Consider the following 21,798-nt stretch of genomic DNA (forward strand, 5'->3'; position numbering starts at 1 on the left):
CCGACCACCGGCCGATCCTAGTTCGTGCGGAGGGTGCCCAGCCAATTGGCCAGCAGCCGGAGCCCGGCGGCCCCCGACTTCTCGGGGTGGAACTGAGTGGCCGAGAGCGGCCCGTTCTCGACCGCGGCGATGAAGGGGCCTCCGTGATCGGCCCAGGTGACCGCAGGACGCGGGAACGGGGGCATCACGTCGAGCGACCACTCGCGCGCGCCGTAGGAGTGCACGAAGTAGAAGCGCTCCTCGGCGATGCCGTCGAAGAGCACCGAGCCCTCGGGAGCGGAGACGGTGTTCCAGCCCATGTGCGGGACGACCTCGGCCGGGAGGAGGTCGACCGTCCCCGGCCACTCGCCCAGGCCCTCGCTCTCGACCCCGCGCTCGACGCCGCGCTCGAAGAGCACCTGCATCCCGACGCAGATGCCCAGGACGGGGCGCCCGCCGGCGAGGCGCTTCTCGATGATCTCGCCGCCGCGGGCGCGGGTCAGCGCCGACATCACGGCATCGAAGGCGCCGACGCCGGGCACGAGGAGGCCGTCCGCCTCCAGCGCCCGCTGCCGGTCCCCCGTCAGCTCGACGTCGGCCCCGGCGAGCTCGAGCGCCTTGACGGCGGAGTGCACGTTCCCCGAGCCGTAGTCGTAGACCACGACGGAGGGGCGGGCCGAGCTCACAGCGCGCCCTTCGTCGACGGCACGCCGGAGACGAGCGGATCGAGGGTCTTGGCCTGACGGAAGGCGCGGGCGAACGCCTTGAACTCCGCTTCGGCGATGTGGTGCGGGTCCCTGCCGCCGAGCACCGTGACGTGCACGGTGAGGCCGGCGTTGAAGGCGATCGCCTCGAAGACGTGGCGCACCATCGACCCGGTGAAGTGGCCGCCGATCAGGTGCAGCGCGAAGCCCTCCGGCTCGCCGGTGTGCACGAGGTAGGGGCGCCCCGAGATGTCGACGACGGCCTGCACGAGCGCCTCGTCGAGGGGGACGAGCGCGTCGCCGAAGCGGGAGATCCCGGCCTTGTCGCCGAGCGCCTGACGGATGGCCGTGCCGAGGACGATGCCGATGTCCTCCGCGGTGTGGTGGATGTCGATCTCGATGTCGCCGCGGGCCCGGACGCGCAGATCCGTGAGCGAGTGCTTCGCGAACGCCGTCAGCAGGTGGTCGAAGAAGGGCACGCCGGTCTCCAGATCGGCGACGCCCGTGCCGTCGAGGTCGAGGGAGAGCTCGATGCTCGACTCGCTGGTGGCACGGCTGAGGGAGGCGGTGCGCCCGGGTGCGGCGCTCGGGGAGGTCATGCCTCCCAGTCTATTCGCGCCGCGTCACCGCCCCGGGCGGAGCTCACTCGCGCGAGAGCGCCACCGCGGGGTCGGCTGAGGGGGCGGGGAGGGAGGCGAGCGCCTCGAGGAACGCGGTCGTCTCCTCCTCGGTGCCGGCGCTGACGCGGAGGTGGTTCGGGATGCCGACGTCGCGGATGAGGACACCGCGGGCGAGCAGGCCCTCGAACACGGCGGCCGGATCCGCGACGCCGCCGAAGAGGACGAAGTTGCTGCCGGTCGCGTACGGGCGGTAGCCGAGGGCGCGCAGGCCGTCGATCATCCGGTCGCGCTGCACGATGATCTCGCCGACCATGGAGAGCATCTCGTCGGCGTGAGCGAGGGCGGCGGTCGCGGCGGCCTGGGTGAGGGCCGACAGATGGTACGGGAGGCGGACGAGACGGAGCGCGTCGATCACCGCGGGGTCGGCGGCGAGGTAGCCCAGGCGGACGCCGGCGAAGGCGAAGGCCTTGCTCATGGTGCGGGACACGAGCAGGCGCGGTCGCCCGGGGAGGAGGCTCAGCGCGGTGGGAGCGCCCCTGCCGGCGAACTCGGCGTACGCCTCGTCGACGACGACGATGCCGCCGGTCGCGTCGTAGACCGCCTCGATCACGGCGAGGTCGAGCGGCGTCCCGGTCGGATTGTTCGGAGCGCAGAGGAAGACGATGTCGGGCCGGGCCCGGCGCACCTGCTCGGCGGCGTACTCGGCTCCGACCTCGAACTCCGCCTCGCGCGGAGCGGCAATCCACTCCGTCCCGCTCCCCGACGCGAGGATCGAGTACATCGAGTAGGTGGGCGCGAAGCCCAGCAGCGAGCGCCCGGGGCCGCCGAACGCCTGAAGGACGTGCTGGAGCACCTCGTTCGATCCGTTCGCAGCCCACACGCCGTCCGCGGTGAGCCCGTGACCGAGGTAGCCGGCGAGGGAGTCTCGCAGCTCTCGGAACTCGCGGTCGGGGTACCGGTTGACGGTGCGCAGCGCCTCCGAGACCCGCCCGACGATGTCGGCGATCACGTCGTCCGGGACCGGGTGGGTGTTCTCGTTGACGTTGAGGGCGACGGGCACGACCGCCTGGGGTGCGCCGTACGGGTGCTTGCCTCGGAGGTCGTCGCGGAGGGGCAGGTCGTCGAGAGTCGTCACCAGGGAATGGTAGCGAAGCGCACGTCGCGGACGACCGGGCAGCCCGGCTCAGCGAGCGGTGTCGTACTCGGCCGGAACCGCGAGTCGCTGCCCGGGCTCGACGCCCGCGCTCGAGAGCTGGTTGAGGGAGAGGATGTCGTCGACCACGTCGCGCGGGTCCGCCTGCGGGGCGAGCTCCTCGGCGAGCGACCAGAGCGACTCGCCCGCGTGGACGGTGACGTACTGGAACTCGACCGCAGCGGCGTCGCTCGATGCGACCGCTCCACCGCCGTTGAGCCCGAAGGCGAAGGCGCCCGCCACGATCGGCAGGGCCCCCAGAGCGGCCACCACGGCGCGGCCGCGGCGCGTGAGGCGCAGCCGGGTGCGGACGATCCGCGCTTCGCCGAACGCGCTCATCGGCTCGGGAGCGGACGGCAGTACCTCGACGGGCCGAGCCGCGGACGAGCGCTGGAGCGGGCGGGAGGTGAGCTGTGCGGTCATGGGATCGCTCCTTTCAACAGGGATTCGGGGAGGCCCTCGGCCGGGAGGGCCGCCCCGAACGCCTGTACCGAACATATCTTCGAACGACGGAGCGGTCAAGGGACCGTTCCGGCTGATCCGCGGGCGGACCCGCGCGCGACACACTCGAACGAATGTTCCGAGTCGGGAGTTCCGGCGGATACAGTTTCGAGAGCCTGGTCGTAGTACAGCAGCGACCACCGACATTCCTTGTCGGGTCGCGACCGGGCGGGCGCGCACGCGGCGTGCGCACCGGGAAGAGGGAGCATCGTGAGCGACGCGCAGAGGGCCGGGACCCCGGCCGCCAAGACGAAGGCGGCCGCGGGCCGGCGCCGGAAGAGCCTGAGCGCCAAGCAGCTCGCGATCCTCGACGCGATCCAGCGCTCGGTGTCGAGCCGCGGCTACCCGCCGAGCATGCGCGAGATCGGCGACGCGGTCGGCCTCGCCTCGCTGTCGAGCGTCACCCACCAGCTCAACCAGCTCGAGCTCAGCGGCTACCTGCGCCGCGACCCGAACCGGCCCCGCGCCCTCGAGATCCTCATCGACGTCCCCAGCTCGACGGAGGACGACGGGTCGTCCGAGTCGACCGCGACGGTCGGCGACGCGGCGATGGTCCCCCTCGTCGGCCGGATCGCGGCGGGCGTGCCGATCATGGCCGACCAGCAGATCGACGAGGTGTTCCCGCTTCCCCGGCAGCTCGTCGGCAAGGGCGAGCTCTTCATGCTCAAGGTCGTCGGCGAGTCGATGATCGACGCCGCGATCTGCGACGGCGACTGGGTCGTGGTCCGCTCGCAGCGCACCGCCGAGAACGGCGAGATCGTGGCGGCCATGCTCGACGGCGAGGCCACCGTCAAGGTGCTGCGCCAGCGCGACGGCCACACCTGGCTGCTGCCCCGCAACTCCAACTTCGAGCCGATCCTCGGCGACGAGGCAGAGGTGCTCGGGAAGATCGTGGCGGTCCTCCGCTCGGTCTGACTCCGGGCATGCTGGAGGGGCCCGACCGGCGTGCGGCCGGCCGGGCCCCTCTTGCATTCGACGGGCACCGGCGATCGGGGCGCGCGCCCCTCCGTCGCGGTCACGGGAAGGCGGAGGAGGGCCGCCGACACCCCGTCGCCGAACCCTCCGGCCGCCGCCGCCGGTCGGTGGTGCGGGACGCCGCATCCCCTCCCGGATGCGCCGAGCGCCCGCCTCCCGGACGGGGAAACGGGCGCTCGGGTGGTGGCGATCAGGCCTGGACGGCCGCGCGCGGAACCGCGAACTCGGTGAGCGAGCCCGCCAGATCGGCGTGCACGAGGGCGACCACGTGGGTGCCGCCCTCGACGTACTGCGTCGACAGGATCCGGCCGCTGCGGTGCAGGTGCGAGATCACGTCGCCCCGGTCGTACGGCACGAGCAGGTCGATCTCGACGTCCGGCTCGGGCAGGATCTCGGCGATCCGCGCCTCCAGCTCGTCGATGCCCTCGCCGCTGCGCGCCGACACGAAGACCGCGTCGGGAGCGAGACCGCGCAGCACCAGCCGCGTGCCCTCGTCCACCAGATCAGCCTTGTTGAAAGCGATGATCTCGGGGATGCTGCGGGCGCCCACCTCGCCGATCACGTCGCGCACGGTGGCGATCTGCCCGGCCGGATCGGGGTGGGAGGCGTCCACGACGTGGACGATCACATCGGAGTCCGCGACCTCCTCGAGCGTCGACCGGAAGGCCTCGACGAGCTGGTGCGGAAGCGCTCGCACGAAGCCGACCGTGTCGGCGAGCGTGTAGAGGCGCCCGTCCTTCGTCTGGGCCTTGCGGACGGTGGCGTCGAGGGTCGCGAAGAGCGAGTTCTCGACGAGGACGCCCGCGTGCGTCATCCGGTTCAGCAGGCTCGACTTGCCGGCGTTCGTGTACCCCGCGATCGCCACCGAGGGGACGGCGTTGCGCTTGCGGTTGGCGCGCTTGGCCTCGCGGGCGGGCTTCATCGCCGTGATCTGCTTGCGCAGGCGCGCCATGCGGGTGTGGATGCGGCGACGATCGAGCTCGATCTTCGTCTCACCCGGACCGCGCGAACCCATCCCGGCCCCCGCGCCCACCTGACCGCCGGCCTGGCGGGACATCGACTCGCCCCAGCCGCGCAGTCGCGGGAGCAGGTACTCGAGCTGCGCGAGCTCGACCTGCGCCTTGCCCTCGCGGCTCTTCGCGTGCTGGCTGAAGATGTCGAGGATCACCGCGGTGCGGTCGATCACCTTGACCTTCACCACGTCCTCCAGCGCACGCCGCTGGCTCGGTGCGAGCTCGGTGTCGGCGACGACCGTGTCCGCGCCGAGGGCCGCGACGAGCCCGGCGAGCTCCTGAGCCTTGCCCTTGCCGAGGTAGGTGCTCGGATCGGGGTGCGGGCGGCGCTGGAGCAGGCCGTCGAGGACCGTCGCTCCCGCCGTCTCCGCGAGCGCTGCGAGCTCGTGCAGCGAGTTCTCCGCGTCCTCCAGCGAGTTCTGCGAGTACACGCCGATGAGCACGACGTTCTCGAGGCGCAGCTGGCGGTACTCGACCTCCGTGACGTCCTCGAGCTCGGTCGAGAGGCCGGCGACGCGTCGCAGCGCCTGCCGATCGTCGCGGTCGAACTGCTCGCCGTCGCTGTTCTCGCCCTCGTGGCCGGCGCTCTGCAGCGCCTGGGCTCCACCAGCGACGAAGCGCGAGTACCCCGCCGAACGCGACTGCGCGTTCGCCAGGACCCTCGAGACGACGTCCACGGCCTCGGTCGTGTCGGTCTCGTTCAGGTCTTCCGTCATCCGGATAACACTAACTCCTCAGGTCTTGATAGGTTCACTTCTCATGGCCGCCGAGCACTACTTCTCGAGTACTCCCGACGGCGACCTCCGGCCCCGCAGGATCCAGGCCCGCCTGGCCGGCCGCGACCTCGAGGTCACGACGGCAGGAGGGGTGTTCAGCCCCGGTCACATCGATCTCGGCACGCGCGTCCTGCTGGACGCGGTGCCCGACGCCCCCGCTGACGGGGACCTGCTGGACCTCGGCTGCGGCTGGGGCCCGATCGCCCTCGCGCTCGCCCTCGCCTCCCCCGACGCCCGGGTGTGGGCGGTCGACGTCAACCAGCGGGCGCTCGAGCTGGTCCGTCGCAACTGCGAGGAACTCGGCGTCCTCAATGTCAACGCCGTGCTGCCCGAGGATGTTCCCGACGACGTCCGCTTCCGCACGGTGTGGTCGAACCCGCCGATCCGCATCGGCAAGGAGGAGCTGCACCTCCTGCTCGAGCGCTGGCTGCCGCGGCTCGAGGAGGGCGCGGACGCCTGGCTCGTCGTGCAGCGCAACCTCGGCTCCGACTCGCTCCAGACCTGGCTCGGCGCCGCGTTCGCCGGGCAGCTCGACGTGGAGCGCGTCTCCTCGGCGAAGGGCTTCCGCGTGCTCCGGACGACCCGCCTGGCCTGACCGGGTCCTCAGTCGATCCGGATCGTCCCGGTGAAGACGAGGTCGGCCGGGCCGGAGAGCCCGACGTGCTCGCCCTCCTCCGCCGCGAACATCGTCACGCCGAGCGTGCCGCCCGGGACCTCCACGCGCCAGGCCTGCGGAGCGCGGGCTCCCGCCCAGTAGCGCACCGCCAGTGCCGCCGCCGCGGCACCCGTGCCGCAGCTCAGGGTCTCGCCGCTGCCGCGCTCGTGCACGCGCATCCGGATCCGCCCGATCCCGTCGTGGACCAGGGGCTCGCCGGGAACCACGAACTCGACGTTCGCGCCGTCCTCGGGCTCTGGGTCGAGCTGCGGGATGTAGGAGAGGTCGGCGGAGTCGAGCTCCTCGTCGTTGCTGAGGGCGACGACCACGTGCGGATTGCCGAGGTCGATCCCGAGACCGGGGCGCGCGACCTTGAGCTCCTTCGCCCGCACCAGGGGCTCGCCGCCCGCCAGTTCCCAGCGGCCGAGGTCGACCTGGAACCCGGCACCGCTGCGGGTGACGTCGCGGACGCCGGCGCGGGTGCCGATCGGCAGGGTGTCGCCGGGCTCGAGCGCCGCGAGGCCGCCCGCGAGCAGGAACGCGGCGTAGACGCGGATGCCGTTGCCGCACATCTCGGCGATCGAGCCGTCGGCGTTGCGGTAGTCCATGAACCACTCCGCCTCGCTCTCCTCGGCCAGGGCCGCGGCGCCCTCCGGGATCGCGCGCGAGCGGACGGCACGGATGACGCCGTCGGCGCCGACGCCGAAGTGGCGGTCGCAGATCATCGCGATCTGCGCGGGCGAGAGGTCGACCTCACCGTCCGGGTCGCTGAAGAGCACGAAGTCGTTGCCGGTGCCCTGGCCCTTGGTGAAGTGCAGCTCGATCGTCATGGCGCACAGCCTAGCGAGGAGCGGGAGAGGCGGCCTGGGCGGCGGCGTGCGCCCGCGACACCAGGTCCGGCGCGTCGTACGGGAGCCGGTGGGCGCCGGCGTAACGCCGGAACCAGCTGTTCTGCCGGCGTGCGTAGCGGCGCGTGAGCGCCTGCGTCGCCGCGATCGCCTCGTCCTCGCGGAGGACGCCGGCACGCTGGGCGAGCGCCTGGGCGTACCCGATGGCCCGCCCGGCGGTGACGCCGCGCTCCAGGCCGAGGGGGACGAGCCGCTCGACCTCGTCGAGCATCCCGGCCGCCCACATCCGCTCCACCCGCCGGTCGAGGCGCTGCACCAGCTCCTCCCGCGGAGCCTCGAGGAACAGGATGGAGGCGGGGCGCCACGGAACCGGCTCGTCGGACATCAGCGCGCTGTGCGTGCTCCCGCCGTTCAGCTCCGCGATCTCGAGCGCGCGGACGATGCGCCGGGCGTTGTGCGGACCGATCCGCTCGGCCACTCCGGCGTCGATCCGGCGCAGCCGCTCGACGAGGGCGCCCAGGCCCTCCCGCTCGGCGGTCTCCTCGAGCCGGCGCCGGACGGCCGGGTCGGTGCCCGCGAACGAGAACTCGAAGACGACGCTGGAGACGTACAGGCCGGAGCCTCCGACCAGGATCGGCGTCGCCCCGCGCGCCAGCACGCTCTCGATCACGCGCCGCGCCTCGCTCTGGTAGCGGGCGACCGACGCCTCCTCCGTCACGTCGAGGACGTCGAGCAGCTGGTGCGGGACGCCCCGCCGCTCGTCGGCGGGCAGCTTCGCGGTGCCGATGTCCATCCCGCGGTAGAGCTGCATCGCGTCGGCGTTCACGATCTCAGCGGCGCCGCCGTCCTGCCGGATCGCCTCGGCGAGATCGAGCGAGAGGTCGGACTTGCCCGTGCCGGTCGCGCCGACGACCGCGATCAGCTCCGGCGCGGTATCGGGGGCTCCGGTCTCAGCGCTCGCCATCGAGGGCGTCGTAGATCGGCGTCGTCAGCGTGCCGGCGTCGCGCACTCGCAGCGACGGCAGGCCCAGCGAGACCCGGGGCGCCCCGCTCGCGCCCGGGGCGGCCGGAACTCCGCAGGACTCGGTCTGCGCCCGGTCCCAGGCGTCGCCCGCGCGGGTGCGGCGGATGCGGAGCGGCGCGCCGTCGGGCGAATCCGCCAGGAGGTAGAAGGGGGCGGCACGGGTGACCCGGACGGAGACCACGTCTCCGGGACGCGGCTGCTCGGAGCCCTCGGGCACGTCGAAGTGCACCAGACGGCTGTCCTCGGCGCGTCCGCTCAGCCGGTGCGTCTCCGTGTCGCGGCGGCCCTCGCCGGTCGCGACGAGGACCTCGACCTCTCGGCCGACGACCGTGCGGTTCTCCTGCTCGCTGATCGCGTCCTGCAGGGCGACGAGCCGCTCGTAGCGCTCCTGGACGACCGCCTTGGGGATCTGGTCGGGCAGCGTCGCGGCCGGGGTGCCGGGCCGGATGGAGTACTGGAAGGTGAAGGCGGAGGCGAAGCGGGCCGCCTCGACCACCCGCAGGGTCTCCTGGAAGTCGGCCTCCGTCTCGCCGGGGAAGCCCACGATGATGTCGGTGCTGATCGCCGCGTGCGGGATGCGATCGCGGACCCGGTCGAGGATCCCGAGGAACTTCTCGGAGCGGTAGGAGCGGCGCATCGCTTTGAGGACGCGGTCGGAGCCGGACTGGAGCGGCATGTGCAGCTGCGGCATCACCGCCGGCGTCTCGGCCATGGCGTCGATCACGTCGTCGGTGAAGGCCGCGGGATGGGGGCTCGTGAAGCGGATCCGCTCGAGCCCGTCGATGGTGCCCGCCGCGCGGAGCAGCTTCGAGAACGCCTGGCGATCGCCGAACTCGACGCCGTAGGAGTTCACGTTCTGGCCGAGAAGGGTGACCTCGATCGCGCCGTCGTCCACGAGCGCCTGGATCTCGGCGAGCACGTCGCCGGGACGCCGGTCCTTCTCCTTGCCGCGGAGCGAGGGGACGATGCAGAAGGTGCAGGTGTTGTTGCAGCCGACCGAGATCGAGACCCAGCCGCTGTAGGTCGAGTCGCGCTTCGTGGGGAGCGTGGAGGGGAAGACATCGAGCGACTCGAGGATCTCGAGCTGCGCCTCGTCGTTGTGGCGGGCGCGCTCGAGCAGGCTCGGGAGGGCGCCCATGTTGTGCGTGCCGAAGACCACGTCGACCCACGGGGCACGGTCGAGGATGACGTTCTTGTCCTTCTGCGCGAGACAGCCGCCGACCGCGATCTGCATCCCCTCGTGTCGGCGCTTCACCGACGCGAGGTGGCCGAGGTTGCCGTAGAGCTTGTTGTCGGCGTTCTCGCGCACCGCGCAGGTGTTGATCACGACGACGTCGGCCTCGGCTCCATCGGCGGACACGTAGCCCGCCGCCTCGAGCGAACCGCTCAGCCGCTCGGAGTCGTGCACGTTCATCTGGCACCCGAACGTACGGACCTCGTAGGTCCTCGGCCGGGTCTCGGCGACGGGCGACGGGGCGGTACCGAGCGTGCTCATGGTGTGGGATTCTACGCTCCGGTCGGACCGCCCTCGGCCGGCCGTGTCAGCGGAAGCGGACGCTCGACCCCGGCTTGCGGATCGTCTCGCGGACGACGCGCTGCACGAGTCCGCCGGCGTAGCCGCGGCGCGCGAGGAACCCCGTGAGCCGGCGCTCGGCGACCTCGTCGGAGAGCGAGCGCAGGCTCGGCAGGCGCTTGCGCGCGAGCTCGAGCGCCGTGCGGTACTCGTCGTCGCCGTCCAGCTCGTCGAGCGCTGACGCGATCGCCTCGGGGTCGATCTTCCGCGCGCGCAGCTCCTGCTGGATGGAGGAGCGGCCGAGCTTCTTGCGGTCACGGAGCGAGACGACCAGCTGCTCCGCCATGCGGAGGTCGTCGAGGTAGCCGAAGCGCGTGAAGCGCTCGAGGATCTCGAGGGCGTCCTTCTCGGCGACGCCCTCCGTGTAGAGGCGCGCCTCGACCTCGGCGACCGAGAGGCTCTTGCGGGAGAGCCCCCGTACGATCCGATCCGCGACCTGCTCGGGATCGATCTCCTCCGGGATCTCGATCGCGTCGTCGTCGTCCTCGTCGTCCGCTTTCTCGACGAACGCCGGCGCGCGCCGGGCGACATGAGCCGAGAGCTCGGCGATCCGCTCGGAGGCCGGAGACGCGGCGCCGCCGACGGCGGAGCCTCGCGACCCGCCTGCGGCCGCCCCGGGAGCACTGGTACGGGGGGTCCCGGCTCCGGACGGCTCCGGAAGCGACCCGGCCCCGTCGGCGTCCGGCGCCACCGGAGCCCAGCCCTCATCGCCCGCCGCACCCCGGTCGACCCAGGGCAGGAAGGCCACGGGGCGGCCCTTCGCCCCCTCCGCGGCCTTCTCCGCCACGGGCTAGGCGCCCTTGCGCACGGGCTGCTTGGTCTCGATCGCGACCGGCGCGGCCTCGACGGCCGCGTTCGGGTCGACGATCACGCCGAGCTTGACCAGGATGCGCTTCTCGATCTCGGCGGCCACATCGGGGTTGTCGATGAGGAACTGGCGCGCCTTCTCCTTGCCCTGGCCGAGCTGGTCGCCGTCGTAGGTGTACCAGGCGCCCGACTTGCGGACGATCTCGTGCTCGACACCGAAGTCGATCAGGCTGCCCTCGCGGGAGATGCCGACGCCGTAGAGGATGTCGAACTCGGCCTGCTTGAAGGGCGGCGCCATCTTGTTCTTCACGACCTTGACGCGGGTGCGGTTGCCGACCGCGTCGGTGCCGTCCTTCAGCGTCTCGATGCGGCGGATGTCGAGGCGGACCGACGCGTAGAACTTGAGCGCCTTGCCGCCCGCCGTGGTCTCGGGGCTTCCGAAGAAGACGCCGATCTTCTCGCGCAGCTGGTTGATGAAGATCATCGTGGTGTTCGTGGTGTTCAGTCCGCCGGTCAGCTTGCGCAGCGCCTGAGACATGAGGCGGGCCTGCAGGCCGACGTGGGAGTCGCCCATCTCGCCCTCGATCTCGGCACGCGGCACGAGGGCCGCGACGGAGTCGATCACGATGAGGTCGATCGAGCCCGAGCGCACGAGCATGTCGGCGATCTCGAGCGCCTGCTCTCCGGTGTCGGGCTGCGACACGAGGAGGGAGTCGATGTCGACGCCGAGCTTCTTGGCGTACTCGGGGTCGAGCGCGTGCTCCGCGTCGATGAAGGCGGCGATGCCGCCGTTGCGCTGCGCGTTCGCGATCGCGTGCAGCGTGAGGGTGGTCTTTCCGGAGGACTCGGGGCCGTAGATCTCGACGATGCGGCCGCGGGGGAGCCCGCCGATCCCGAGCGCGACGTCGAGCGCGATCGAACCGGTCTGGATCACCTCGACGGGAGCGCGGTCGTCGCTTCCGAGGCGCATGACGGCGCCTTTGCCGAACTGGCGGTCGATCTGGGCGAGTGCGGTCTCGAGGGACTTCTCGCGGTCGGAGGAACTGGGCATGGCCGTCTCGCTCTCGTGTTCGTGGTGGTGTCGCCTACAGGCTGTCGCGACATGCCGGTGGCTGTCGGAGTGACAGTGCCGGCCGGCTGCGACAAGGCGGTGAAGCAGGTCCGTTCAGGTGTCTCCGACGGTACGCCCGACCACCGACATCGGGGCCGAGCGAGAGCGACTCCGTGGAGACGGGGCCGTTCCTGCTTCTGTGGAGGAGCCTAGACCCGTTCGAACACGGATTCGAGCACGAGCCGTCGGCGTGTCGAACACGGCTTCGGCGCCGGGAGCGTCAACGGTGGCGCTTCCGCGGATCCACGCCGTGCCACCGGGCCTCCGGGACGTCGTTGGCGCGGCAGAGCGCGAGCCAGACCTCGCGCGGCTCCGCTCCGTCCGCGAGGGCGAGCTCGGCGGTGCGGCCCCCGAGCTCGGTCAGCACGAGGTCCGAGACCAGGACACGGGCGTAGGCGCCGCCGAACTCGTCGTCCACCAGCTGCCGGAACTCGCTCAAGCGCATGCGTCCACGGTAGCCGCTGCCCGGAGGCCGCACTCCCCCGGGAACGCCGAAGGGCGCCCGGCCGAAGCCTGGGCGCCCTTCGCGTGGAACGGGTGCGGTGAGTGGAGGGGACGGGATCCGACTACTGCGTGACGAGGTCCGCGTCGAAGCCGGCGACCATGTCGGCCGGGATGGTGTCGGGGATGGTGTCGATGCCCTCGATGACGGCGAGACGATCGCCGACCTCGCGCATGATCACCGAGATGGGGGTGTCGAGGGCGTCGGCGACAGAGGCGAGGATCTCCGAGGAGGCCTCCTTCTGACCGCGTTCGACCTCGCTCAGGTAGCCGAGCGCAACGCTCGCCTTGCTCGCCACCTGACGGAGCGTACGACCTTTCTGCAGGCGAAAGTCCCTGAGGACATCGCCGATCTCCTGACGAACTAGAACCACTGGACCCTCCTTCTCCACGTCAACCGCATGTCGTCCACCTGCACCGCGAGCACGAGCGCCGGAGATTCCGGAGCGGGTGATCGGGGGGCTGGGACGAGAGAACCGGATAGCTGTTCACTACCCGGTTCGTATGGTGTCGACTCTAATACCGGATGACTGGACTTTGCGTGTGAGCGACACCAGTTGTAACCGGGCCGCAATGCGGCGCATTCCGATTCCCGAAGGGCCCCGGCTGGGTATCCGCCTCATGCGCCGCGGGAGATCAGCTCCGCGCCGAGGGCGAGAGCCGCGTCGACCGAGGCGGCGCGGATCGCGGCGCGGTCTCCGTCGAACCGGTGCTCACGGACGAGCTCGTCCTCGCCGAGGACGGCCGCCACGAAGACGGTGCCGACGGCCGCATCCCCCTGCGGATCCGGACCGGCGACCCCCGTCGTCGCCAGGCCGAGCGTCGGACGCCCGTCGGCTGCGAGCCGCGAGGACGCTCCGCGCGCCATCTGCACGGCGACTCCGGGATCGACGGGACCCCGCTCGCCGAGGACGCGCGCGTCGACCCCGAGGAGCCGGTCCTTGAGGTCGGTGGCATAGCTCACCACTCCCCCGCGGTACACGGCGGAGGCGCCGGGCACCTCCACGAGGGCGGAGCTGAGCGCGCCGCCGGTGAGCGACTCCGCGACGGCGAGGTCGACACCCCGCCGCCGGAGCTCGGCGATCAGCTGCGCGGCCGTCACCGCGTCGACCGGGCGGCCCGGCTCTGGCGGGCGGCGTCGGCGAGGTAGTCGATCCCGGTGGCGACCGTGAGCACCACCGCGGCCGTCATCGTGATGCCGTTCAGCCAGTGGACCCACTCGCCGAGGACGGCCCAGAGCGGCAGCAGAGCGAGGGAGATCGCGATCGACTGCACGATCGTCTTGAGCTTGCCGCCCCGCGACGCGGGGATCACCCGGTCCGAGAGCACGGCCATCCGGAAGACGGTGATGCCGATCTCGCGCACCAGGATGACGATCGTCACCCACCACGGCAGCTCCGCGAGGATCGAGAGCCCGACGAGCGCCGCGCCGGTCAGCACCTTGTCGGCGATCGGATCCAGGAGCTTGCCGAGATCGGTCACGAGGCCCCGGCTCCGGGCGATGTGCCCGTCGATGCCGTCCGTGGCGATCGCGACGATGAAGAGGAGCGCCGCGGCGATCCGGATTCCGCCGTCCTGCCCCCCGTCGGCCAGCAGGAGCCAGAAGAAGACGGGCGCCAGCAGGATCCGGACGACCGTGATCGCGTTCGGCAGGTTCCAGTTGCCCGACGCGGCCGGAGCCGGTGCAGTGGGGTGGGTCATCGTGCTCCGCCGTTCCTCGCAGTGCGGGCGACCGGGACGGTCACTCGCGTCCCGTCAGCGTCCAGGCGTCCTCGCCGGACCCCTCGTCGTCGTCGTGGTAGTCGGTGGCGGCGGGCCCCGTCGGCTCGGCCAGCGGATCCGCGTACGGGTCCGGGGCGACCGAGGACGGCGCGGCCGGCCCCTCGCCCGGGTCCTCGCCGCGCATCCGCGCGAGGACGCCCGGCAGCTGCTCGGCGGTGACCAGCACGTCGCGGGCCTTCGACCCCTCGGAGGGGCCGACGACCTCGCGCGACTCAAGCAGGTCCATCAGCCGGCCGGCCTTGGCGAAGCCGACGCGGAGCTTGCGCTGCAGCATCGAGGTCGAGCCGAACTGCGTGCTGACGACGAGCTCGGCCGCCGCGACCAGCAGCTCGAGGTCGTCCCCGATGTCGGAGTCGATCTCCTTGCGCTGCGCCTGCACGGTGATGTCCTGGCGGTACTCGGGCTGCGCCTGACGGGTGACGTGCTCGACGACCTTCGCGATCTCGTCCTCGCGGACCCAGGCGCCCTGGACGCGCATCGGCTTGTTGGTGCCCATGGGGAGGAAGAGGCCGTCGCCCTGCCCGATGAGCTTGTCGGCTCCCGGCTGGTCGAGGATGACCCGCGAGTCGGTCACGCTGGTCACCGCGAAGGCGAGGCGGCTGGGCACGTTCGCCTTGATGAGGCCGGTCACCACGTCGACGCTCGGCCGCTGCGTGGCCAGCACGAGGTGGATGCCCGAGGCGCGCGCGAGCTGGGTGATGCGCACGATCGAGTCCTCGACGTCGCGCGGGGCGACCATCATCAGGTCGGCGAGCTCGTCGACCACCACGAGGAGGTACGGGTACGGCTTGAGGACGCGGCTGCTGCCCGCCGGGAGCTTGATCTCGTCCGCGCGGACGGCCGCGTTGAAGTCGTCGATGTGACGGAACCCGAACGACGCCAGGTCGTCGTAGCGCATGTCCATCTCCTTCACGACCCACTGCAGCGCCTCGGCGGCCTTCTTGGGGTTCGTGATGATCGGAGTGATCAGGTGCGGCACTCCGCCGTAGATGGTGAGCTCCACGCGCTTGGGGTCGATCAGGACCATGCGCACGTCCTGCGGGCGCGCGCGCATCAGCAGGCTCGTGATCATCGAGTTGACGAAGCTGGACTTGCCGGAGCCGGTGGAGCCGGCGACCAGGAGATGCGGCATCTTGGCGAGGTTCGCCACGACGTAGCCGCCCTCGACGTCCTTGCCGACGCCGATGGTCATCGGGTGCGTGGACGTCGTCGAGGCCGGCGAGCGGAGGACGTCGCCCAGCGAGACGATCTCGCGGTCCGTGTTGGGGATCTCGACGCCGATCGCGCTCTTGCCCGGGATCGGGGAGAGGATCCGGACCTCGTTGCTGGCGACGGCATAGGAGAGGTTCTTGCTGAGCGCGGTGACGCGCTCGACCTTGACGCCGGGGCCGAGCTCGATCTCGTAGCGGGTGACGGTCGGGCCGCGGGAGAAGCCGGTGACCGTCGCGTCCACGTTGAACTGCTGCAACACCTCGGTGATGGCGCGGACCATCTCGTCGTTGGCCGCCGAGCGCGCTTTGGAGGGCGTGCCCGTCGAGAGGGCGGCCGCCGAGGGGAGGCGGTACGGCGCGTCGTCCTCGAACGAGGAGTCGAAGCCGGCGGTCGGGTCCTCCTCGGCGAGGGGCGCGATCGGGCCGGTCTCGATGACGGGCGGGATCGGGACGGCGGGCGCCACGTCGAGGCGGTCGAGCCGGATGACCTCGGTCGCGTCGTCGTCGACCACACCGGTCGCGCCGCGGGGAGCGCCCGTCTGCTCGAAGCGGGCGAGCGCCGCCTCGGCGGTCTCGGCCTCGGCCAGCACCTCGGTGGCGTAGGAGCGGGTCGGCGGGTGGGCCTCGTCGTCGCGCTCCTCGAGCGCGGTGTCGAAGCCCTTCGCGCGGCCGCGAGCGGGCGCGGCGCCCTCGAGCACCTCGGTGAAGGAGTCGATCGGGAGCTCGGTCTGCACGGTCGGCTCGTCCTCGCGCCCGGACTCGGTGCGCCGCCACCAGGGCAGCTCTCCGCCGTCCTGCTGCGCGTCCTCCTCCTGCTCGGCCTCCGCCTTCGCCGCGGCCTTGGCGGCGGCCCGCTCGGCCTTGAGGCGGGCGCGCTCCTCGTCGTCGAGCACGGGGGCGCCGAAGAGGTAGCCGTAGAGCTCCCGCGAGCGCGCGCCGATGCGGTTCGGCGGGGTCTTGGTGATGATGAACAGCGACAGCAGGATCACGAGCGACAGCAGCACGGTCGCGCCGGGGACGGTGGCGATCGCCGCGAGCGGGGCGCCCACCAGCCAGCCGAGGACGCCTCCGGCGGCCGCCATGGTCTCGATTCCCTGGCCGGGCTGCGGCAGGCCGAGGTGCGCGTGGCAGATGCCGGCGGAGGCGACGAGCAGCGTGATGACGCCCACGCCGATCCGCCCGTTGTCGTCGACGGACCGGGGGTGCCGGAAGAGCCAGAGGGAGAAGAGGAGAAGGACGACCGGCAGCACGTAGGCGACCCGGCCGAAGAAGCCGCCGAAGCTCCACGCGTCGAGCACCAGGGCGACCGGGTCGGTCGCGAGGAACCACTCGACGACCGCGCCCGCGACGGCCAGCAGCAGCAGCAGGAAGGGGACGCCGTCGCGGCGCTCCTCCTTCGCCAGCCGCTCGGGACCGAGGGCGCGCGCGGCGCCGCCTGCGAGGTGGGCCAGCGCCATCCAGAGCCGCACGGCGGGGTTGGTGCGCGGGGCGGACTCGAAGGCCACCGTCTTCGTCTCAGCGGCCGCCTTGCCCGAGCCCCGGCCGGATCGCGGCGCGCCGGAGCGCGGAGTCGCGCTGCCGCGCCCGCGCGAGGTCGTCTTGGTACTGGTCGCCATGAGGCCACCGTACCCGCCGCCCCCGTCAGGGCCGGTGACCCGCGCCGGGACGGCCGGCGCCGATCCGCCGCCGGCCGGGAGGCTCAGGCCTCGATGACGAGCGGCACGATCATGGGCCGGCGGCGGTAGGAGGTGTTGACCCAGCGGCCGACGACGCGACGGACGGCCTGCGAGAGCGCGTGCTGATCGCTCGCCCCGTTCCGCACCGCCTCCTCGAGCGCGGCCGCGATCCGCGGCTTGACCTCGTCGAAGACGCTGTCGTCCTCCGCGAAGCCCTTCGCGTGGATCTCGGGGCCGACGACGATCCGCCCCGTGCCCGCCTCCACCACCACGATGATCGAGATGAAGCCCTCCTCGCCGAGGATCCGCCGGTCCTTGAGGTCGGCGTCGGTGATCTCGCCCACCGACGATCCGTCGACGTAGACGAACCCCAGGTCGAGCCGTCCGACGACGGTCGCCCTGCCGTCGAGCAGGTCGATCACGGTGCCGTCCTCGGCGATGATCGTGTTCTCCTCCGCGATCCCGGTCTCGCGCGCGAGCTGCGCGTTCGCGACCAGGTGCCGGTACTCGCCGTGCACCGGCATGACGTTCAGCGGCTTGAGGATGTTGTAGCAGTAGAGGAGCTCGCCGGCCGCGGCGTGCCCGGACACGTGCACCTTCGCGTTGCCCTTGTGCACGACGGTCGCTCCGAGCCGGGTGAGCCCGTTGATGACCCGGTACACCGCGTTCTCGTTGCCGGGGATGAGGCTGGAGGCGAGGATCACGGTGTCGCCCTCCCCCGGCTCGATCTGGTGATCGAGGTTGGCCATCCGGCTGAGGACGGCCATCGGCTCGCCCTGCGACCCGGTGGACATGTAGACGATCCTGTCCTCGGGGACGTCGCCCGACTTCTTCATGTCGACCAGGACTCCCGGAGGGACGTGCAGGTAGCCGAGATCCGCGGCGATGCGCATGTTGCGGACCATGGAGCGGCCGAGCAGCGCCACGCGGCGGCCCGTGGCGTGGGCCGCGTCGAGCACCTGCTGCACCCGGTGCACGTGGCTGGAGAAGCTCGCGACGATGACGCGGCGGGTCGCCCTGGCCATGACGCTCTCGATGACCGGGCCGATGTCGCGCTCGCTCGGCGTGAAGCCGGGGACGTCGGCGTTGGTGGAGTCGACCATGAACAGGTCGACGCCCTCCTCGCCGAGGCGGGCGAAGGCGCGCAGGTCGGTGATCCGGCCGTCGAGCGGCAGCTGGTCCATCTTGAAGTCGCCGGTGTGCAGCACCGAGCCCGCGTCGGTGACGATCGACACGGCCAGCGCGTCCGGGATCGAGTGGTTCACGGCGACGAACTCGAGCTCGAAGGGCCCGAGGTTCTCGACGTCGCCCTCCTTCACCGTGAGCGTGTACGGCGTGATCCGGTGCTCCTTGAGCTTCGCCTCGACGAGGGCGAGCGTGAGGGTGGAGCCGATCAGCGGGATGTCGCGCTTCAGGCGGAGCAGGTAGGGGACGGCGCCGATGTGGTCCTCGTGGCCGTGGGTGAGGACCACTCCGACGATGTCGTCGAGCCTGTCCCGGATGGGCGTGAAGTCCGGGAGGATCAGGTCGACGCCCGGCTGGTCCTCCTCCGGGAAGAGCACGCCGCAGTCGACGACCAGGAGCCTGCCGTCGATCTCGAAGACGGTCATGTTGCGGCCGATCTCGCCGAGGCCGCCGAGGGGGATGATCCGGAGCGTTCCCGGAGCGAGCGGGGCGGGGATGATCACGGGACCGGGCATGCGCCCTCCTTCTCCAGCGGTGCTTTCTCGGGACGTGCCGCTCGGGCTCAGCGGGTGGTGCCGGCGACCTTCGGGAGGGCGCCGCCGGCCGCGGCGTTGCGGTCGGGCCGGAAGTTGCGGAAGTCGACGCCCGGGATGTCGCGGACCAGGCCGAGCTCGTCCTCGATGAGCGCCGCCTCCGACTCCTCCGGGCCGACCAGGGGCAGCCGCACGCGCGGCGAGGAGATGCGGCCGAGGCCGTGCAGGATGTACTTCGCGGCGACGGTCCCGGGGACGTGCGTCATCACGGCGCGCACGAGCGGCTCGAGCTGCTGGTGCGCGCGGGTGGCCGCGTGGAGGTCGCCCGCGTTCACGGCGTCGACGATCGTGCGGTACGGCGCGGCGGCGATGTTCGCGGTGACGCCGATGAGCCCCGTGGCGCCGATGGCGAGCTCGGGCAGCACGTTCGCGTCGTCGCCGCAGAAGTACATCAGGTCGGTCTGGTTGAGCACGCGGCTGACCTCGGAGAGATCGCCCTTCGCGTCCTTCACGGCCAGGATGTTCGGGTGCTTGGCCGCCCGCAGGATCGTCTCGTAGCGGATCGGCACGCCGGTGCGGCCGGGGATGTCGTAGAGGATCACCGGCAGGTCCGTCGCATCCGCGATCATCCGGAAGTGGGTGAGCACGCCCGCCTGCGTGGGCTTGTTGTAGTACGGGGTGACGATCATGTTGCCGTCGGCGCCGGCCTTCTCGCTCTGACGGGCGAGCTGCATGGCGTGGGCGGTCTCGTTCGAGCCGCCTCCCGTGATGATCTTCGCGCGGCCCCCGGCGACCGAGCGGCCGACCTCGACGAGGCGGATCTTCTCCGGGTCGGTCAGGGTGCTGGTCTCGCCCGTGGTCCCGGTGACCACGATGCCGTCCGCGCCCGCTGCGATGCAGTCGTCGATGTGCTTCTCGACACCGGGCCAGTCGACCTCGCCGTCGGCGGTGAACGGGGTGACCAGGGCGACCAGGACCTGGCCGAAGGGATTCTCCGGAGTTGACACGCTGCCAGGGTAGCGGGTCGCCGCCGCGCCGCCGGGAGGAGGTTCCCGGAGCCGCCCGCGCGGACGGCAGCAGGCGGATCGGGCGGGACGGCCCGCTCGTCCTCGCCGGGCGGCGGGCTACGGGGCGACGCGGCCGTTCGCCGTGAAGGCGGCGGCCGTGAGGGGCATCAGCTCCTGGAAGTGCGTCTCCATCTGCTCGGCCGCCATCTCGATCTCGCGCTGCGGGAAGGAGGGGAACGTCGAGTCCTCGCGCTTGGTGCGCAGGGAGAGGAAGTTCATCAGCGAGCGGGCGTTGAGCGTGACGTACATCGACGAGTAGATGTTCAGCGGGAGGACGATCCGGGCGACCTCGCGGGCGACGCCCTCGCCGAGCATCCGCCGGTACGACTCGTAGGCCTGCGTGCTGACGCGGCGCGTCTCCTCGGCGACGAGCTCGGCCTGCTCCGCGGTGCCGGGCTCGAAGGAATAGGCGCCGGGCTTGCCGACCTGCACGAGGTTGCGGCGGGGGCCGGGCACGTAGAAGACCGGGCGGAGCTCGCGGTAGCGGCCCGACTCCTCGTTGTAGGAGGCGATGCGGTGCCGCATGAACTCGCGGAAGACGAAGATCGGCGCCTGCACGTAGAAGGTCATCGAGTTGTGCTCGAACGGCGAGCCGTGGCGGTCGCGCATGAGGTAGTTGATCAGGCCGCGGTCGCGCTTGCGCTGCAGCTCGGCGTCGGACTCCTCGCCGTCGAGCGCCTCGGCGAGCGTCTTCTCGCCCTGGGTCGAGACGCGGGCCGCGAACAGCACGTCGGAGTCGTGGGCGCTCGCGCGGACCAGCTCGACGACGACATCGCTGCGGAAGACGGGCGCGTTCTCGTCGGATCCGCTGCTCGTCGGCTCGGGGCGTGGGCTCGTCTGCTCGGTCACGGCATCGAAGCCTAGACCACCGGCCTCGTGCCCTCTTCCTCTCGGCAGCCTCTCCCCCGGTTCCCGCCTCCTCCGGGCGAGTGCTGCTCCCGCGACGCGCTCGGCCGGCTCCCGGGCGTGAGGCTCTAGGCTGGGTCCGCTTCGCGGGCGGCCCGCGACCGGCTCCGGGAGGCACCATGAGCGACTCATCCGCACGGCACTCCGACCACGACGGGACCACGGACTCCGGCTCGCCGCGACGCGCCGCGCGCACGCCGGGCGAGCACGTGTCGACGCCGTCCGAGCTGCCCTCGGCCCGGCCGGACGCGTCCGCTCCCCGGCTCCGCGTCCTGATCTCGGGCGCCAGCGGGATGATCGGCTCCGAGCTGACCCGCCAGCTGCGCGCCGAGGGGCACGAGATCCTGCGCCTGGTGCGCCACGCGCCGTCGAGCCCGGACGAGTTCCACTGGGCGCCCACCTCGCACATGCTCGACTTCAGCGTGCTCGACCGCGTCGACGCCGTGATCAACCTCTCCGGCGCCTCGATCAGCCGCCTGCCGTGGACCGCGTCCTACAAGCGGGAGATCCTCGACTCGCGGATCCAGTCCACGCAGACCCTCACCGACGCGATGCGGATGTCCTCGACCCCGCCGACGACGCTGATCAACGCCTCCGCGGTCGGCTACTACGGAGACCGCCCGGGCGAGGAGCTCACCGAGCAGTCCTCGCGTGGCGACGGATTCCTCGCCGACGTCGTCGACCGCTGGGAGAAGGCCGCCCACCTCGCGCCCGAGGCCACGCGGGTGGTCACCGCTCGCACCGGGCTCGTCCTCGGCGACGGCGGCGCGCTCAAGCCGCTCCTGCCCCTGACGAAGCTCGGTCTCAGCGGACCCCTCGGCAGCGGCAATCAGGCCTGGCCCTGGATCAGCCTCTACGACGAGGCCGCGGCGATCCGCCACCTGCTCACGTCCTCGCTCTCGGGCCCGGTGAACCTCGCCGGACCGGTGCCGGCGACCGCGAACGACGTGATGCGCACCCTCGCCGAGCAGCTGCACCGCCCGTTCAAGCTGGCCGTCCCCGAGAAGATCATCGAGCTCGCGCTGCGCGACGCCGGGCACGAGCTCCTGCTCTCGAGCCAGCGCCTGGTCCCCCAGCGGCTGCTCGACGACGGCTTCGAGTTCCGCCACCGCACGGTCGGCGCGGCGCTGGAGTGGGTGCTCGCCTGATCCCGGCCGCC

General features: G+C 71.9%; 21 protein-coding genes. 3 read left to right on the forward strand and 18 right to left on the reverse strand.

Annotation, left to right across the window (positions count from 1 at the left end):
* Positions 1-17: 17 nt before the first annotated feature.
* From hisH to C5C59_RS02050, 4 genes are read right to left on the reverse strand one after another with little or no spacing between them, the layout of a single operon-like run.
* Positions 18-665 carry an imidazole glycerol phosphate synthase subunit HisH gene (gene hisH / locus C5C59_RS02035; RefSeq protein ID WP_104224485.1) on the reverse strand — a complete coding sequence of 216 codons (648 nt, stop codon included), beginning with the start codon at positions 663-665 and terminating at the stop codon, positions 18-20.
* Positions 662-1,282 carry an imidazoleglycerol-phosphate dehydratase HisB gene (gene hisB / locus C5C59_RS02040; protein ID WP_104238636.1) on the reverse strand — a complete coding sequence of 207 codons (621 nt, stop codon included), beginning with the start codon at positions 1,280-1,282 and terminating at the stop codon, positions 662-664. The genes hisH and hisB overlap by 4 nt, the downstream gene beginning before the upstream one ends.
* Positions 1,283-1,325: 43 nt before the next feature.
* On the reverse strand, positions 1,326-2,441 hold the full coding sequence (locus C5C59_RS02045) for a histidinol-phosphate transaminase (protein WP_104238635.1): 1,116 nt from the start codon (positions 2,439-2,441) through the stop codon (positions 1,326-1,328).
* Positions 2,442-2,486: 45 nt separating this feature from the next.
* Complete coding sequence (locus C5C59_RS02050; protein ID WP_308470716.1) at positions 2,487-2,918, reverse strand: LysM peptidoglycan-binding domain-containing protein; 432 nt, start codon at positions 2,916-2,918, stop codon at positions 2,487-2,489.
* A 288-nt stretch (positions 2,919-3,206) separates the two neighbouring features.
* On the opposite strand from C5C59_RS02050, the gene lexA reads away from it, so the two are divergent.
* Positions 3,207-3,911: a transcriptional repressor LexA gene (gene lexA, locus C5C59_RS02055; RefSeq protein WP_104238634.1), complete on the forward strand. Its 705-nt coding sequence runs from the start codon at positions 3,207-3,209 to the stop codon at positions 3,909-3,911.
* 250 nt (positions 3,912-4,161) lie between these two features.
* Here the strand turns inward: lexA and hflX are convergent, their stop codons facing one another.
* On the reverse strand, positions 4,162-5,700 hold the full coding sequence (gene hflX, locus C5C59_RS02060) for a GTPase HflX (RefSeq protein ID WP_104224481.1): 1,539 nt from the start codon (positions 5,698-5,700) through the stop codon (positions 4,162-4,164).
* Between the two features lie 43 nt (positions 5,701-5,743).
* Here hflX and C5C59_RS02065 point away from each other — a divergent pair, with 43 nt between their 5' ends.
* Positions 5,744-6,355 carry a class I SAM-dependent methyltransferase gene (locus tag C5C59_RS02065; protein ID WP_104238633.1) on the forward strand — a complete coding sequence of 204 codons (612 nt, stop codon included), beginning with the start codon at positions 5,744-5,746 and terminating at the stop codon, positions 6,353-6,355.
* An 8-nt stretch (positions 6,356-6,363) separates the two neighbouring features.
* Here C5C59_RS02065 and dapF read toward each other — a convergent pair whose 3' ends face one another.
* From dapF to thyX, 13 genes are all read right to left on the reverse strand, one after another.
* The gene (dapF, locus tag C5C59_RS02070) at positions 6,364-7,245 is read right to left on the reverse strand and encodes a diaminopimelate epimerase (RefSeq protein WP_104226308.1); all 882 of its coding nucleotides are present in this window, start codon (positions 7,243-7,245) and stop codon (positions 6,364-6,366) included.
* A 10-nt stretch (positions 7,246-7,255) separates the two neighbouring features.
* Complete coding sequence (gene miaA / locus C5C59_RS02075) at positions 7,256-8,227, reverse strand: tRNA (adenosine(37)-N6)-dimethylallyltransferase MiaA (RefSeq protein ID WP_104238632.1); 972 nt, start codon at positions 8,225-8,227, stop codon at positions 7,256-7,258.
* Positions 8,214-9,782 (reverse strand): tRNA (N6-isopentenyl adenosine(37)-C2)-methylthiotransferase MiaB, encoded by a 1,569-nt coding sequence (gene miaB / locus C5C59_RS02080; RefSeq protein ID WP_104238631.1) that lies wholly within the window; start codon positions 9,780-9,782, stop codon positions 8,214-8,216. The genes miaA and miaB overlap by 14 nt, the downstream gene beginning before the upstream one ends.
* A 46-nt stretch (positions 9,783-9,828) precedes the next feature.
* Entirely contained in the window at positions 9,829-10,608 is a 780-nt protein-coding gene (locus C5C59_RS02085; protein ID WP_146082834.1) for a regulatory protein RecX, read from the reverse strand.
* Between the two features lie 42 nt (positions 10,609-10,650).
* A complete protein-coding gene (gene recA, locus C5C59_RS02090) occupies positions 10,651-11,718 on the reverse strand; it encodes a recombinase RecA (RefSeq protein WP_104224475.1) in 1,068 nt (355 codons plus the stop codon).
* 280 nt (positions 11,719-11,998) lie between these two features.
* The gene (locus C5C59_RS02095; RefSeq protein WP_104238629.1) at positions 11,999-12,223 is read right to left on the reverse strand and encodes a DUF3046 domain-containing protein; all 225 of its coding nucleotides are present in this window, start codon (positions 12,221-12,223) and stop codon (positions 11,999-12,001) included.
* Between the two features lie 121 nt (positions 12,224-12,344).
* Positions 12,345-12,653 (reverse strand): helix-turn-helix domain-containing protein, encoded by a 309-nt coding sequence (locus C5C59_RS02100; RefSeq protein WP_068207524.1) that lies wholly within the window; start codon positions 12,651-12,653, stop codon positions 12,345-12,347.
* 245 nt (positions 12,654-12,898) lie between these two features.
* Entirely contained in the window at positions 12,899-13,381 is a 483-nt protein-coding gene (locus tag C5C59_RS02105; RefSeq protein WP_104224473.1) for a CinA family protein, read from the reverse strand.
* Positions 13,378-13,980, reverse strand: coding sequence for a CDP-diacylglycerol--glycerol-3-phosphate 3-phosphatidyltransferase (gene pgsA, locus C5C59_RS02110; RefSeq protein WP_104226303.1), 603 nt, complete (start codon positions 13,978-13,980; stop codon positions 13,378-13,380). Before pgsA ends, C5C59_RS02105 begins: the two co-directional genes overlap by 4 nt.
* 40 nt (positions 13,981-14,020) lie before the next feature.
* Positions 14,021-16,888 (reverse strand): DNA translocase FtsK, encoded by a 2,868-nt coding sequence (locus tag C5C59_RS02115; RefSeq protein ID WP_104238628.1) that lies wholly within the window; start codon positions 16,886-16,888, stop codon positions 14,021-14,023.
* Between the two features lie 83 nt (positions 16,889-16,971).
* A complete protein-coding gene (locus C5C59_RS02120) occupies positions 16,972-18,648 on the reverse strand; it encodes a ribonuclease J (RefSeq protein WP_104224470.1) in 1,677 nt (558 codons plus the stop codon).
* Positions 18,649-18,695: 47 nt separating this feature from the next.
* Positions 18,696-19,673, reverse strand: a complete 978-nt coding sequence (gene dapA / locus C5C59_RS02125) for a 4-hydroxy-tetrahydrodipicolinate synthase (RefSeq protein WP_104224469.1) — start codon at positions 19,671-19,673, stop codon at positions 18,696-18,698.
* Between the two features lie 117 nt (positions 19,674-19,790).
* Positions 19,791-20,492 (reverse strand): FAD-dependent thymidylate synthase, encoded by a 702-nt coding sequence (gene thyX, locus C5C59_RS02130; protein WP_258060561.1) that lies wholly within the window; start codon positions 20,490-20,492, stop codon positions 19,791-19,793.
* A gap of 266 nt (positions 20,493-20,758) precedes the next feature.
* On the opposite strand from thyX, the gene C5C59_RS02135 reads away from it, so the two are divergent.
* The gene (locus tag C5C59_RS02135; protein WP_104238626.1) at positions 20,759-21,787 is read left to right on the forward strand and encodes a TIGR01777 family oxidoreductase; all 1,029 of its coding nucleotides are present in this window, start codon (positions 20,759-20,761) and stop codon (positions 21,785-21,787) included.
* Positions 21,788-21,798: the final 11 nt, after the last annotated feature.

The sequence above is a fragment of the Rathayibacter sp. AY1F4 genome (assembly GCF_002931775.1).
In the GTDB taxonomy this organism is placed as follows: Bacteria; Actinomycetota; Actinomycetes; order Actinomycetales; family Microbacteriaceae; genus Rathayibacter.

What these genes read in the sequence shown, in the direction of transcription:
- hisB (WP_104238636.1), bottom strand. Translation starts at nt 1,282, where the DNA reads ATGACCTCCCCGAGCGCCGCACCCGGGCGCACCGCCTCCCTCAGCCGT.
- C5C59_RS02050 (WP_308470716.1), bottom strand. Translation starts at nt 2,918, where the DNA reads ATGACCGCACAGCTCACCTCCCGCCCGCTCCAGCGCTCGTCCGCGGCT.
- hflX (WP_104224481.1), bottom strand. Translation starts at nt 5,700, where the DNA reads ATGACGGAAGACCTGAACGAGACCGACACGACCGAGGCCGTGGACGTC.
- C5C59_RS02065 (WP_104238633.1), top strand. Translation starts at nt 5,744, where the DNA reads ATGGCCGCCGAGCACTACTTCTCGAGTACTCCCGACGGCGACCTCCGG.
- dapF (WP_104226308.1), bottom strand. Translation starts at nt 7,245, where the DNA reads ATGACGATCGAGCTGCACTTCACCAAGGGCCAGGGCACCGGCAACGAC.
- miaA (WP_104238632.1), bottom strand. Translation starts at nt 8,227, where the DNA reads ATGGCGAGCGCTGAGACCGGAGCCCCCGATACCGCGCCGGAGCTGATC.
- miaB (WP_104238631.1), bottom strand. Translation starts at nt 9,782, where the DNA reads ATGAGCACGCTCGGTACCGCCCCGTCGCCCGTCGCCGAGACCCGGCCG.
- recA (WP_104224475.1), bottom strand. Translation starts at nt 11,718, where the DNA reads ATGCCCAGTTCCTCCGACCGCGAGAAGTCCCTCGAGACCGCACTCGCC.
- C5C59_RS02095 (WP_104238629.1), bottom strand. Translation starts at nt 12,223, where the DNA reads ATGCGCTTGAGCGAGTTCCGGCAGCTGGTGGACGACGAGTTCGGCGGC.
- pgsA (WP_104226303.1), bottom strand. Translation starts at nt 13,980, where the DNA reads ATGACCCACCCCACTGCACCGGCTCCGGCCGCGTCGGGCAACTGGAAC.
- C5C59_RS02115 (WP_104238628.1), bottom strand. Translation starts at nt 16,888, where the DNA reads ATGGCGACCAGTACCAAGACGACCTCGCGCGGGCGCGGCAGCGCGACT.
- C5C59_RS02120 (WP_104224470.1), bottom strand. Translation starts at nt 18,648, where the DNA reads ATGCCCGGTCCCGTGATCATCCCCGCCCCGCTCGCTCCGGGAACGCTC.
- C5C59_RS02135 (WP_104238626.1), top strand. Translation starts at nt 20,759, where the DNA reads ATGAGCGACTCATCCGCACGGCACTCCGACCACGACGGGACCACGGAC.